This window comes from Streptomyces sp. NPDC015139 (assembly GCF_043079785.1).
Lineage (GTDB): Bacteria > Actinomycetota > Actinomycetes > Streptomycetales > Streptomycetaceae > Streptomyces > Streptomyces albidocamelliae.
Genome location: NZ_JBIBUW010000001.1, coordinates 191,714 through 203,808 on the forward strand (window position 1 = coordinate 191,714; position 12,095 = coordinate 203,808).

Below are 12,095 nucleotides of genomic sequence, written 5' to 3' on the forward strand. Positions count from 1 at the left end.
CCGGTGTGCCGGAAATTCCCGTGGGCCGGTTGTCATACGGATGCGCGTCCCGGGCCGTCTACGGGACGAAGCGCACACAGGCGGTGCACGGATCCACGAGGCGCATCCGACCGGCGCACGGCCCACGGCGACGGGACGGTGCCGCGCACCACCCGCCCACCTCCCGCGGCCTCGCGCCCGGCCCGAGCACGGCCGGGGGCCCGCACGGCCCGGGACACGCAGGGCCCCCTCACCCAACCCCTTCCACCAGTACCCCACGCCCAGGAGTTGCCGATGAAGCGCACCGACGCCCTCCGTGGGACGGTCACGCAGGTGGCCGTCGTGGTCGCGGCGGCGGCACTCGTGCTGACCGGCTGCGCCCGGGACGGCACGGCCGGCCCGCCCGCCGCGCCCGCCGCGCGGGCCCAGGCGCGCGATCTCACCTACACCGAGGACCTGCGGATCGGGGACGCCCAACAGCGTCTGATCCGGACCTGCATGGCCCGGCAGGGCTTCCGGTACCGGGAGGACCGGACGCTGACGCGGGAGGAGAGCCGGCCGCTCCGCTACGTCCAGGACGACGTCGCCTGGGCCCGCGCCCACGGCTACGGCAGCCGGATCCGGGCCAAGGAGGAACGGGCCCGGCTGCAGAACCCCAACGGCGCCTATCGTGCCGCCCTTCCGGCCGCCCGCAGGGCCGCCTACGACACCGCGTTGGACGGCGGACGCGCCGCCGAACTGCTGCGGACCGAGGAGCCCGGCGGAGGCACGGTCGCGAAACGGTCCGGCGGCTGCACCGGCGCCGCGGAGAAGGAGCTGTACGGCGATCCGGCGACCTGGTTCCGGCTGGACACGACCGCGAGCAACCTCCGGCCGCTGTACGTCGGCAAGTTGCTGCACGACGGGCGGTTCACCACCGCCGTCCACGCCTGGTCGCGCTGCATGGAGCGGGCCGGTCACGCCTACCCCGACCCGGACGCCGCCCGCCAGGCCACCCGGGACCATCCCGCCGGACAGGACCGGGCGGCGGAGGCGAGGGCGTACGCCGCCGAGACCCGCGTCGCCGTCGCCGACGCCACCTGCGCCCGGACCGTCTCCCTGGGTTCCGTCGGCCGGGCCCGCGAGGCGTACTACCTCGGCCGGCTGCCCAAGACCTACCGCGCCACGCTCGACGCGTACCGGCAGCGCAGGCTCGCCGCGCTGCGCGGCGCCGAACGCATCGTCCCGCCGCGCGCCTGACCACCGGCCCCCGGCGTGCGTGCCGATCCCACCGCCCGGCGGGCCACCGTCGCCCGCCCCACGAGCCCCGCGCCACCGCGCGGACTTCACCATCCGCTCTCTCACCAGCCGTCACCGGCAGAACAGGAAGCATCATGCGCAAGCTGGCCGTCTCCGTGGTCACCCTGGGCCTCGCCGCCCTCGGTTTCGCCCTCCCCGCGTCCGCCCACGCGGCGAGCGGCTGCAACGCCAAGTGGCCGGGCCGCGACGGCAACGTCCGCGCCTGGCGGGACGCCGACTGCCAGGGCGAGCTGCTCGGCGTCACGGCGGGCAACGACTCCAACTGGGCCGACCCGTACGGCCCGTTCACGGGAAGCGACGCGAACGCCGCCTCCTCCGTGATGAACAGCGGCTACGTCGGCGGCAAGGACGTCGTGGCCTTCTACTACTACGCGGACTACCCGTCCGACGCCTACGGCTGCCTCAAGCCGGGCGAGCTGTACGTGGACAACCTCGGCCGCAACAGCTTCACCAACGGCAGGAACATGAACGACAACATCATGTCGCACGTGTGGGTGGCGTCGAGCGCCTGCGCCCCGGGCTCCTTCATCAGCTGACCCGGCCCGGCCCCGGGGCCGGCCCGTCACGCCGGCCGCGGTCCGTCCGACCGCGGCAGGCGGGACGGGTCACGGCACCGCACGGACCGCCGAGTTTCACACGGGCGCCACCCGACCCTTCCCTGACGTTTGCTGCTCTTGGAACACTCGCTGCGCGCAGATTCCGTCATCTGACGGTGTCGCGTACGTCAGGACGAGAGGATCCTCACTCATGCCCGAAGTCAATCGGCGGCGATTTCTGCAACTCGCGGGTGCCACGACGGCGTTCACGGCACTGTCCAACAGCATCCAGCGCGCGGCGGCCCTGCCCGCCCGCCACCGGACGGGTTCGGTGGACGACGTCGAGCACATCGTCGTGCTGATGCAGGAGAACCGCTCCTTCGACCACTACTTCGGTTCGCTCAGGGGGGTGCGGGGCTTCGGCGACCCGCGCCCGGTCACCCAGAACGGCAGGTCGGTCTGGAAGCAGTCCGACGGCACGAAGGACGTCCTCCCCTTCCACCCGGACGCCGACGACCTCGGCCTCGCGTTCATCCAGGACCTGCCGCACGGCTGGAACGACGGGCACACCGCGTTCGACAACGGCAAGTACGACAAGTGGGTGCCCGCCAAGTCCGCGACGACGATGGCGTACCTCACCCGCGACGACATACCGTTCCACTACGCGCTGGCGGACGCCTTCACCGTGTGCGACGCCTACCACTGCTCGTTCATCGGCTCCACCGACCCCAACCGCTACTACCTGTGGACGGGCTTCACCGGCAACGACGGCAAGGGCGGCGGCCCGGTCCTCGGCAACGACGAGGCCGGCTACGGCTGGACGACGTACCCCGAGCGCCTGGAGCAGGCCGGGGTGTCCTGGAAGATCTACCAGGACGTCGGCGACGGCCTCGACGCGAACGGCGGCTGGGGCTGGATCAACGACGCCTACCGCGGCAACTACGGCGACAACTCGCTGCTCTACTTCAACCAGTACCGCAACGCCCGGCCCGGCGACCCGCTGTACGACAAGGCCCGCACCGGCACGGACGCGCGCAAGGGCGAGGGCTACTTCGACCGGCTCAAGGCCGACGTGCAGGCGGACCGGCTGCCGCAGGTCTCCTGGATCGCCGCGCCCGAGGCCTTCACCGAGCACCCCAACTGGCCCGCCAACTACGGCGCCTGGTACGTCGCGCAGGTGCTGGACGCGCTCACCTCCAACCCCGACGTGTGGGCGAAGACGGCGCTGTTCATCACCTACGACGAGAACGACGGGTTCTTCGACCACGTCGTCCCGCCCTTCCCGCCGGCCTCCGCCGCCCAGGGCAGGTCGACGGTGGACCCCTCGCTCGACCTGTTCAAGGGCGACGCCGGCCATGTCGCCGGTCCCTACGGGCTCGGCCAGCGGGTGCCGATGCTCGTGGTGTCCCCCTGGAGCAAGGGCGGCTACGTCTGCTCCGAGACGCTGGACCACACCTCGGTCATCCGGTTCATCGAGCGCCGCTTCGGTGTGCACGAGCCCAACATCTCGCCCTGGCGGCGGGCCATCTGCGGCGACCTGACCAGCGCCTTCGACTTCTCCCGCAAGGACAGCGCGCCGGTCGCGCTGCCGTCCACGGCCGGCTACCAGCCGCCGGACCGGGTCCGCCACCCCGACTACGTGCCCACCCCGCCGGCCAATCCGTCCCTGCCCAGGCAGGAACGCGGCAGCCGGCCCACCCGCCCGCTGAAGTACGCCCCCGTCGTGGACGGTTCGGCGGACACCGCGGCCGGGAAGTTCACGCTCACCTTCGCCTCGGGGGCGCAGGCGGGCGCGGCCTTCCTCGTCACCTCCAACAGCCGCACCGACGGCCCGTGGAGCTACACCACCGAGGCGGGCAAGACCCTCTCCGACACCTGGAACTCGGCCTACTCCGGCGGCTCCTACGACCTCGCCGTGCACGGCCCCAACGGCTTCCTGCGCGTCTTCAAGGGACGCAACAAGGTCAAGGGGCCCGAGATCACCGCCCGGCACGCCGGTGAGGGCGTGGAGCTCACCTTCACCAACAAGGGCTCCGGCACGGTGACACTGAAGGTCGCGAACGGCTACGGCGGCAGCCCCGTCACGGTCACCGTGCGGTCCGGGGCCACCGTGAAGCAGACCTTCGGTCTCGCGGCGAGCAAGCGCTGGTACGACCTGACGGTCACCACGGACGCCGACGCGGCGTTCCTGCGCGGCTTCGCCGGTCACGTCGAGAACGGCCTGCCCGGCGTCAGCGACCCGGCCATCGTGACGGGGTGAACGGGCGATGAACACCGCTCCGTGCGGACTGGTCAGGTACCGGTCACATCAGGGTAGTGTGCCCCGGTGACCACGCAATCGAACACTCCTGCAGGCTGGTACCCGGATCCGCACGGGGCGGCGCAGACGCTCCGCTACTGGGACGGCACGCAGTGGACCGAGCACACCAACCCGGCGCAGCAGACCGCCGGCCAGGTTCCCCCGCAGCAGCCCGCCGCCCACATCCCGCCCCAGCCGCAGGGCCCCGACGCCAAGGTGCAGCGTCAGGTGCAGAAGCAGGCCGGTGTGCAGGGCGGCGGCCCCGGCGGCGGCACCCTGTTCACCGAGCCCGTTCTGGTCGTGAACCAGAAGGCCAAGCTGATCGAGCTGACCAACGAGTACAAGGTCATGGATCAGAACGGCCGCGATCTCGGTTCGGTCACCCAGGTCGGGCAGAGCGCGCTGAAGAAGATCCTGCGCTTCGTCTCCAGCCTCGACCAGTTCATGACGCACAAGCTGGAGATCCGCGACGCCTACGGCCAGCCGCAGCTGCTGCTGACCCGGCCGGCGAAGATCTTCAAGTCCCGCGTGATCGTGAGCCGCCCGGACGGCGCGCCGATCGGCGAGATCGTCCAGAAGAACATGATCGGCAAGATCAACTTCGCGATGATGGTGAACGGCCAGCAGGTCGGCGCGATCAAGGCGGAGAACTGGCGGGCGTGGAACTTCGCGATCGTCGACCACGCGGACAACGAGGTCGCCCGGATCACCAAGACCTGGGAAGGCCTCGCCAAGACGCTGTTCACGACCGCGGACAACTACGTCCTGCAGATCCACTACCAGCTGCCCGAGCCGCTGCTGAGCCTCGTGGTGGCGACCGCCCTGACGGTCGACACCGCGCTCAAGCAGGACGCGCGCGGCTGGGGCTGATCGACGGCCCCAGGACGGTACGGCGTCGGGGGGGGGGGGGGGGGGGGGGGGGGGCGGGCCCCCCCCCCCCCCCCCCCCCCCCACGTCCGTGGTCACAGGGCGGTGAGATGCCCCGGCTGCTCCGGCTGCCGCGGTACCAGCGCCGGTTCCACGGCGGCCTTCCGGGACTCCAGCGCCAGCACGGCCGCGACCGGGTGCTCCTCGTGCCCGTCCGCTCCGTCCGCGCCGTCCGCGTCGAAGCCGTCGGGCGCGCCGGGCGGTGCGGCGCCGGCCGGTCCGGGGGCCGTGCGGGTGAGCAGGAGTACGCCCCTGGCGGCCAGGGCCGCCCCGGCCAGGGCCAGCAGCACGCCGGCCGTGCCGCCCCGCAGGCCCTGCCCGAGCAGGGTGAGGCCGATCACCGCGGCGGCCACCGGGTTGGTGAGGGTGACCACGGCCAGGGGGGCGCCGAGCCCGCCGCGGTACGCCGTCTGCGACAGCAGCAGCCCGCCCACGGCGAACGCGGCGACGAGCACCGCGACCACGACCACCTCGGTGCCGAGCGCCGGGCCGGTCCGGTCGGTCGCCGCCACGGTCACCGTCTGGGTCAGTGCGGAGGCGACACCGGAGGCGAACCCGGACGCGGTCGCGTGCCGCAGGCCCGGCCGGGCGCCGGGCCGGGACAGCAGACCGATCGCGGCAGCCGTCGTACCGGCGACCGCCAGCGCCTCGGTCAGGGAGAGCACCCGCGCGGGTGCCGGGCCCGAGGCGGTGACCAGCAGCGCGGCCAGCCCGAGCAGTGTCAGCGCCGTACCGCGCCACTCCGCCGTGCTGACCCGCCGCCCGGCCGCCCGCGCCCCGAGCGGCACCGCCGCGACCAGGGTGAGCGCACCCAGCGGCTGGACCAGCGTCAACGGGCCGTACTTGAGGGCGACGACGTGCAGCAGGGCCGCGGCCGCGTTCAGGCCGACCGCCGCCCACCAGGCGCCGGTGCCCAGCAGGCGCACCAGGCTCGAGCCGGCGCCGCGGCCGGCCAGTCGCTCCTGGGCGACGGCGGCCAGCGCGTAGGCGACGGCCGAGATCAGCGACAGGCCCACGGCGGCCAGGGCGGCGGCGCTCATCGGCCCGCTCCGACCAGGACGGAGGTGCTGGGGGCGAGCCGGTCCGCGCCGCGCCCGGCCGTGGTGGCCGTCCGCCGGGGCGGGTGGATCACCGCGAGGGCGAGGCCGAGCATCGCCGTCGCGACGATCGCGTCGAGCCAGTAGTGGTTCGCGGTGCCCACGATCACCAGCAGGGTGAGCAGGGGGTGCAGCAGCCACAGCCACCGCCACCGGGACCGGGTGGCCGCGATCAGGCCGACCGCCACCATCAGCGCCCAGCCGAAGTGCAGCGAGGGCATCGCCGCGAACTGGTTGGAGAGATGGTCGCTGGACGGCGGGCCGTACACGGACGGGCCGTAGATCCGGGCGGTGTCCACGAGGCCGGTTCCGGTCAGCATCCGCGGCGGGGCCAGCGGGAAGGTGAAGGGCAGCACCAGGGCGGCCGTGGTGACCGCCGCGAGGACCCGGCGCGCCCATATGTAGTGCGCGGGCCGCCTGAGGTACAGCCAGACCAGGAAGGCCAGCGTGGCCGGGAAGTGGACGGTCGCGTAGTAGGTGTTCGCCAGGTGGACGAGGCCGTCGCCGTGCAGCAGTGCGGACTGGACGGACGTCTCGTCCGGGAGGTGCGCCGACCGTTCGAGGTCCCACACGTCACGCGCGTTGCGGAAGGCTTCGCCGGTATGGCCGGTGGCCAGCTGCCGTCCGAGCTTGTAGACGAGGAAGAGCCCCGCCACCAGCAGAAACTCACGTATCAGTGCCGGGCGTGTGCTGGCGTCCGGCTCCGCTTGGGCCTCTGCAGGCTCGGTTCGGGCATTCATCCCCCGGCCCCTTCGCTGACGGTGGTGCGTTCGGTGGTGCGTTCGGTGGTGCGCGGGCCCCGGGGCGGACCCCGAGGCACGTCGGTCTCATCGATACGAGCGAGTACCGATACGGCACTGTACCGATACGCCAGTGTACCGATACGCTCGAGTACCGGTACACTTGCGTATCGATTGATGTGCGACACACTGGAGTCAGCGTCCCGGGCACCGCTGGAGCCGGGCTTCAGCGGGCCGCACGGGACGAGCGCCGTACACGAGTGAGGGGAAGTGCCGCATGACGTCGCAGGCCGCGGACGGACCGGAGACGGTCAACGCCTCGCGCCGCTCCAAACTCACGCCCGAGCGTGAGCGGGAGTTCTTCGACGCCGTGCTGGAGCAGATCCGCGAGTGCGGCTACGACTCCGTGACCATGGAGGGTGTGGCCGCCAGCACCCGCTGCAGCAAGTCCACGCTCTACCGGCAGTGGAAGACCAAGCCCCAGTTCGTCGCGGCGGCGCTGCGCGCCAGCCGCCGGGTGCGTTTCGCCGGCATCGACACCGGCTCGCTCGCCGAGGACCTGCGCCAGGCCGCGCGGGCCGCGGGCGACTGGTCCGGCAAGGACGCCCGGCTGATGCAGGCGCTCGGGCATGCCGTGACGGCGGACCAGGAACTGGCTCAGGCGCTGCGCGAGGCGCTCGTCCACCCCGAGATCGCCGCGCTCCGGGAGATCCTCGACCGGGGCGTGGCCAGGGGCGAGGTCTCCGCCGCCAACCTCGCGCTGGAGTACATCCCCGCCATGATGTTCGGCGTGCTGCGCGTCCGGCCGGTGCTCAGCGGTCAGTACGCCGACGCCGACTACCTCGTCCGGTTCGTGGAGGCCACGGTGCTGCCCGCGCTCGGACTGACCTGAAAGCCCAGGCCGCCGTTCACGGGATGACAGAACGGCGACCTGCTCGCGCCGCACCGTGGGGACGGGGGCGGCGCGCACCCCCCGGCCGGGTGGGACCCCCTTTGAGCGGAGGGGGCCCCACCCGGCCGACTGCTTCCACCTGCCCCGCGCCCGGGCCGGACGCCGGGTCCGTTCCGCCGGGCCCCGCGGGTGCCGGTCAGACGTTCTGGCCGTTCCCGCCGCCGGACGAGACCTTGATGCCGCCGAGGATCTCGTCGATCACGGAGACCTGCTGGCCGACGTCCACGCCGAACCGCACGACCACGATCTGCTTGGCGTCGTTGGGGGAGGGGAAGGCGACCGACTCGACGTAGCCGTCCGCGCCCTTGCTGGTGACCGCCTTCCAGCGCACCAGGTAGCCCTTCTGCCCGGCCACGGTCACGGCCTTGGACGCCAGCACCTTGTGCGAGGTGATGCTGCCGTACGTGGTGCCGCCGTAGGACTGCTTGGCGTTGGCGGCGATGTCCGCCTTGGCGGCCTTCTCCGGGGTGTCGGCGTTGATCCCCAGCGCCACCGCCGGCGCGCTGTAGGCGCCGCCCGCGGTGCAGGTCTGGGAGCTGTTGCCCGGGCACTTGTAGGAGTTGTCGGAGGTCACCTGCACACCGGCGCTGATCGCCGACCCGGTCCAGCCCTGGGGCACCGGCATGCTGATGCCGTTCACCGGGTCGGGCACCGTGCCGCCGCCCTCGACCTTGGGCACCGCGGTTCCGCGCGGCGAGGGCGACTCGCCACCCGGGCCACCGGAACCCCCGGAGCCGCCCGAGCCCCCGGAGCCGCCCGAGCCGCCGCCGGACCCGCCGAACGGCCCGCCCCGGCCGCCGTCCTGCCCGCCCGACTGTCCCTGCTGGGACCCGGCGCGGTCACCGCCGTCGTCGCCCTTGGTGAGGGCGTACACGCCGACACCTATGCACGTCAGGACCGCGACCGCCGCCGCGACGGCTATGCCGGTGCGCAGACCGCGCCGCGACCCGGCCGCCGGCTGGGCGGGATACCCCGGATAGCCGGGCTGCCCCGGGTACGCGCCGTACCCCGCGGGCGCCGACGGAGCGCCGGCCGGGTAGGTCTGGTGCGGAGGGGGACCCCAGGCGGCGGCCGTCCCGGCGGGGCGGGTCTGGTCCGTCCAGGCCTTGCCGTCCCACCAGCGCTCGGTGGGCGGACCGTCATTCGTCTGCCCGGGGTCGGGGTACCACCCGGGAGGAGTCACCTGCGTCATGTCCCCACCGTAAGAGGCGACGGTGAAAGCGGGATGAGAGGATCCGGCGCCAATCGCACGGACCGGAACATTTCGACACGGTTTTCTTCGTCACCCGCGCCTTTCCGCCGCCGCTCAGCCCGATCACGGGCCCGCGCGGACCGGTCGCCACCGTCCGCCCGGGCCGGTCGCCACCGTCCGTGTCACCGGCCCGCGGGCCGGCCGTCACCCGGCGCCGCGTCACCGGCCGTTCGGGCCCGGCGTTCCGCCCCAGTGCCGCCGTCCGGTGCCGTACGGGGTCCGGGCCGGGCGTCGCGCGTGGGCCGGCCGACGACGAGGCCCGGCGCCGCCTCGCCGCCACCCCGCCGCCGGGGGTCGGCGCCGCCTCGCCGTCATCGCCGCCAGGGCCGCGCGCCGCTCAGCGTCACCCGGCGCCGCGTCACCGGCCGTTCGGGCTCGGCGCCGCCCAACCCGGACCGGGCCCCAGCGGGGTGCCACCTCGCCGTCACCGGCCCGCGAGCGGGGTGCCGTTCGCCGTAGCCCGTTCCGGGGTCTCGACCACCAGCCGTCGTGGTGGGTGCGCAGCGGGCGCCGGCCAGCGGAAGCCGTCGGTGCCCGGGGTCAGGGAGCCGAGCACGCTGGGGTGGCGGGCGCCCGTGCTGCGGGGGTCCGTGGCCGGCAGGCCGTGCGCGGTCAGGAAGCCCAGGACCGCGAAGGCGTACGCCTCCTTCGCCGCGGCCGGCAGCCCCAGCTCGTCCGAGGCGCGCACCGGGATCTCCGCGAGCAGTTCCCGGAGCGTCCCGGCCAGTACGGGATTGCGCATGCCGCCGCCCGACGCGACGACCTCGGTGGCGCCGACGGCCCGTACCGCGTCCGCGATCGTCCGTGCCGTCAGCACCGTGAGCGTCGCCAGCACGTCCTCGGTACGCACACCGTCCAGCAGCCCGGCCGACCGCAGGTACCCGGCGTGGAACACCTCCTTGCCGGTCGTCTTCGGCGCCGGCAGCGCGTAGTACGGCTCCCCGAGCAGCCGGTGCAGCAACCGCCCGTCCACCTCGCCGCGCGCGGCCAGCGCCCCGTCCGCGTCGTACGCGAGGCGCCCACCGCTGAACTCCCGGACCGCCGCGTCCAGCAGCGCGCAGCCCGGCCCGGTGTCGAAGGCCGTCCCGTCGAGGGCCGTCAGATTGGCGATGCCGCCGATGTTCAGTGCCACGGGCCGGCCCGGTCTGCCCCGCAGCCACAGCAGGTCCACCAGGCTCACCAGCGGCGCCCCCTGGCCGCCCGCCGCCACGTCCCGCGCCCGGAAGTCGGCGACCACCGGCAGACCGGTCGCCTCCGCGATCCAGGCGGGCTGCCCCAGCTGGAGCGTGCCGTGGACCCGGCCGCCCTCCGCCCAGTGGAACACCGTCTGGCCGTGCGAGGCCACCAACTCCGCCCGTCCCCCGCACACTTCGCGGTTCGCCCGGACGGCCGCCGCCGCGAACGCCCGCCCGATGCCGGTGTCCAGCCGGCACACCTCCGCGAGCGGCACGGCCGCCGGCGGCAGCGCCGCCGCGAGGGACGCCCGCAGACCGTCGTCGTAGGAGGTGCTCACCATCCCCAGCGGACGCAGCGCCAACGTGGTCCCGTCGAGACGCAGTTCGGCCGCCGCCGCGTCGACGGCGTCGTACGACGTACCCGACATCAGTCCGATCACCAGCACGACCGGCTCACCTCTTCCCTGGAACGTCCCATGAGGGCGACGGCGCTGACCGCGCAGGCCGCCGCCGCGTAGAAGGCGGGCACGTCCGGGTTCCCGGTCCGCCGCACCGCCTCGGTCACCACCAGACCCGCGCAGCCGGAGAACAGCGCGTTCGACAGGGCGTAGGCGAGACCGAGTCCCGTCCAGCGCACCCGCTTCGGGAACATCTCGGCCAGCAGCGCGGGCCCGGGTCCCGCCATCAGCCCCACGACCGCGCCAGCCGCCGCCAGGGCCCAGCCCTTGGCCGTGCCCGGGACGCCCGGATCCTGGAGGAGGCGCAGCAGGGGCAGTGCCGTCACCACCACCAGTACGGCCCCCGCGAGCAGGACCGGCCGCCGCCCGACCCGGTCGCTGAGCAGCCCCGCCGGGAGGATCGCCGCCGCGAACCCGGCGTTCGCCGGCACCGCGGCGAGCAGCGCGTGCCGCATGTCCGCGTGCAGCGCGAGCTGCAGGTACGACGGCAGCACCACCAGGAAGGTGTAGCCGGCCGCCGACCAGCCCATCACCCGCGCCGCCGCCAGCGCCGGCGCCCGCCACCCCAGCCGCACGGTCGGCTCCCGCGGCCCCGCCCCGCGCTCCGCCGCCGGCGGTTCCGTGGCGGGCCCCGCCCGCAGCCACAGCGCCACCAGCCCCAGCGGCAGCGCCAGCAGGAACGGCAGCCGCCACCCCCACGCGGACAACTGCGCGCCGGTGAGCACCGTCGCCGTCACCGCCGTCACCCCCGCCCCGGCGAGCAGCCCCAGCGCCACCGTGAACGACTGCCACGCCCCGTACAGACCGCGCCGGCCCGGCGGGGCGAGTTCCGTCAGCAGAGCCACCGCACCGCCGAACTCACCGCCCGCTGCCAGCCCCTGGACGATCCGCAGTGAGGTCAGCAGCCAGGGCGCGAGGGCTCCCACGGTGCCGTACGTGGGCAGTGCGCCGATCAGCGCGGTGGCGCCCGACATCAGCGCCACCACCCCGATCAGCACCGGCCGCCGCCCGAACCGGTCGCCCAGCCTGCCGAACACCCACGCGCCGAGCGGCCGGAAGAAGAACGCCAGCGCGAAGGAGGCGTACGTCCGCACCAGCGCCCCGGCACCTCCGTCGCCCGCCGGAGCGAAGAACCGGTCGGCGAGCACGGTGGCCAGGAAGCCGTAGACGCCGAACTCGTACCACTCCACGAGGTTTCCCACCGACCCCCCGGCCACCGCGCGCACCGTCGGCCCCCGCGTCCTCGCGCGGCTGCCGGGAACCGGCCTGGTCTCCACCAATGTTGACGCTCCGTCCGCTGCTGACCGGCTGGTCCGGCCGGGGGCGCGTCGTCCGGGCGCACCCACTTTCACCCGGCGGGGCAACAGGTGTCCCGACCGGC

At 74.0% G+C, this 12,095-nt stretch carries 10 protein-coding genes; 5 read left to right on the forward strand and 5 right to left on the reverse strand.

Annotated features, from left to right (window positions below; translation table 11 throughout):
* Positions 1–273: 273 nt before the first annotated feature.
* From ACF08B_RS00870 to ACF08B_RS00885, 4 genes are all read left to right on the forward strand, one after another.
* Positions 274–1,218, forward strand: a complete 945-nt coding sequence (locus ACF08B_RS00870) for a hypothetical protein (RefSeq protein ID WP_392315402.1) — start codon at positions 274–276, stop codon at positions 1,216–1,218.
* 134 nt (positions 1,219–1,352) lie between these two features.
* On the forward strand, positions 1,353–1,814 hold the full coding sequence (locus tag ACF08B_RS00875) for a hypothetical protein (RefSeq protein ID WP_093698099.1): 462 nt from the start codon (positions 1,353–1,355) through the stop codon (positions 1,812–1,814).
* 211 nt (positions 1,815–2,025) lie between these two features.
* On the forward strand, positions 2,026–4,074 hold the full coding sequence (locus tag ACF08B_RS00880) for a phosphocholine-specific phospholipase C (protein WP_392315403.1): 2,049 nt from the start codon (positions 2,026–2,028) through the stop codon (positions 4,072–4,074).
* A 66-nt stretch (positions 4,075–4,140) separates the two neighbouring features.
* The gene (locus ACF08B_RS00885) at positions 4,141–4,983 is read left to right on the forward strand and encodes a phospholipid scramblase-related protein (RefSeq protein WP_392315404.1); all 843 of its coding nucleotides are present in this window, start codon (positions 4,141–4,143) and stop codon (positions 4,981–4,983) included.
* A gap of 92 nt (positions 4,984–5,075) precedes the next feature.
* Here ACF08B_RS00885 and ACF08B_RS00890 read toward each other — a convergent pair whose 3' ends face one another.
* Positions 5,076–6,080, reverse strand: coding sequence for a hypothetical protein (locus ACF08B_RS00890; RefSeq protein ID WP_392315405.1), 1,005 nt, complete (start codon positions 6,078–6,080; stop codon positions 5,076–5,078).
* A complete protein-coding gene (locus ACF08B_RS00895; protein ID WP_392315406.1) occupies positions 6,077–6,877 on the reverse strand; it encodes a phosphatase PAP2 family protein in 801 nt (266 codons plus the stop codon). Before ACF08B_RS00895 ends, ACF08B_RS00890 begins: the two co-directional genes overlap by 4 nt.
* A 277-nt stretch (positions 6,878–7,154) precedes the next feature.
* On the opposite strand from ACF08B_RS00895, the gene ACF08B_RS00900 reads away from it, so the two are divergent.
* Entirely contained in the window at positions 7,155–7,769 is a 615-nt protein-coding gene (locus tag ACF08B_RS00900; RefSeq protein WP_392315407.1) for a TetR/AcrR family transcriptional regulator C-terminal ligand-binding domain-containing protein, read from the forward strand.
* A gap of 196 nt (positions 7,770–7,965) precedes the next feature.
* On the opposite strand, the gene ACF08B_RS00905 is transcribed toward ACF08B_RS00900, so the two are convergent.
* From ACF08B_RS00905 to ACF08B_RS00915, 3 genes are all read right to left on the reverse strand, one after another.
* A complete protein-coding gene (locus ACF08B_RS00905) occupies positions 7,966–9,021 on the reverse strand; it encodes a DUF2510 domain-containing protein (RefSeq protein WP_392315408.1) in 1,056 nt (351 codons plus the stop codon).
* Positions 9,022–9,505: 484 nt separating this feature from the next.
* On the reverse strand, positions 9,506–10,702 hold the full coding sequence (locus tag ACF08B_RS00910; protein ID WP_392315409.1) for an anhydro-N-acetylmuramic acid kinase: 1,197 nt from the start codon (positions 10,700–10,702) through the stop codon (positions 9,506–9,508).
* Positions 10,693–11,994, reverse strand: coding sequence for an MFS transporter (locus tag ACF08B_RS00915; RefSeq protein ID WP_392315410.1), 1,302 nt, complete (start codon positions 11,992–11,994; stop codon positions 10,693–10,695). Before ACF08B_RS00915 ends, ACF08B_RS00910 begins: the two co-directional genes overlap by 10 nt.
* Positions 11,995–12,095 lie beyond the last annotated feature (101 nt).

What these genes read in the sequence shown, in the direction of transcription:
- ACF08B_RS00875 (WP_093698099.1), top strand. Translation starts at nt 1,353, where the DNA reads ATGCGCAAGCTGGCCGTCTCCGTGGTCACCCTGGGCCTCGCCGCCCTC.
- ACF08B_RS00905 (WP_392315408.1), bottom strand. Translation starts at nt 9,021, where the DNA reads ATGACGCAGGTGACTCCTCCCGGGTGGTACCCCGACCCCGGGCAGACG.
- ACF08B_RS00880 (WP_392315403.1), top strand. Translation starts at nt 2,026, where the DNA reads ATGCCCGAAGTCAATCGGCGGCGATTTCTGCAACTCGCGGGTGCCACG.
- ACF08B_RS00870 (WP_392315402.1), top strand. Translation starts at nt 274, where the DNA reads ATGAAGCGCACCGACGCCCTCCGTGGGACGGTCACGCAGGTGGCCGTC.
- ACF08B_RS00895 (WP_392315406.1), bottom strand. Translation starts at nt 6,877, where the DNA reads ATGAATGCCCGAACCGAGCCTGCAGAGGCCCAAGCGGAGCCGGACGCC.
- ACF08B_RS00890 (WP_392315405.1), bottom strand. Translation starts at nt 6,080, where the DNA reads ATGAGCGCCGCCGCCCTGGCCGCCGTGGGCCTGTCGCTGATCTCGGCC.
- ACF08B_RS00900 (WP_392315407.1), top strand. Translation starts at nt 7,155, where the DNA reads ATGACGTCGCAGGCCGCGGACGGACCGGAGACGGTCAACGCCTCGCGC.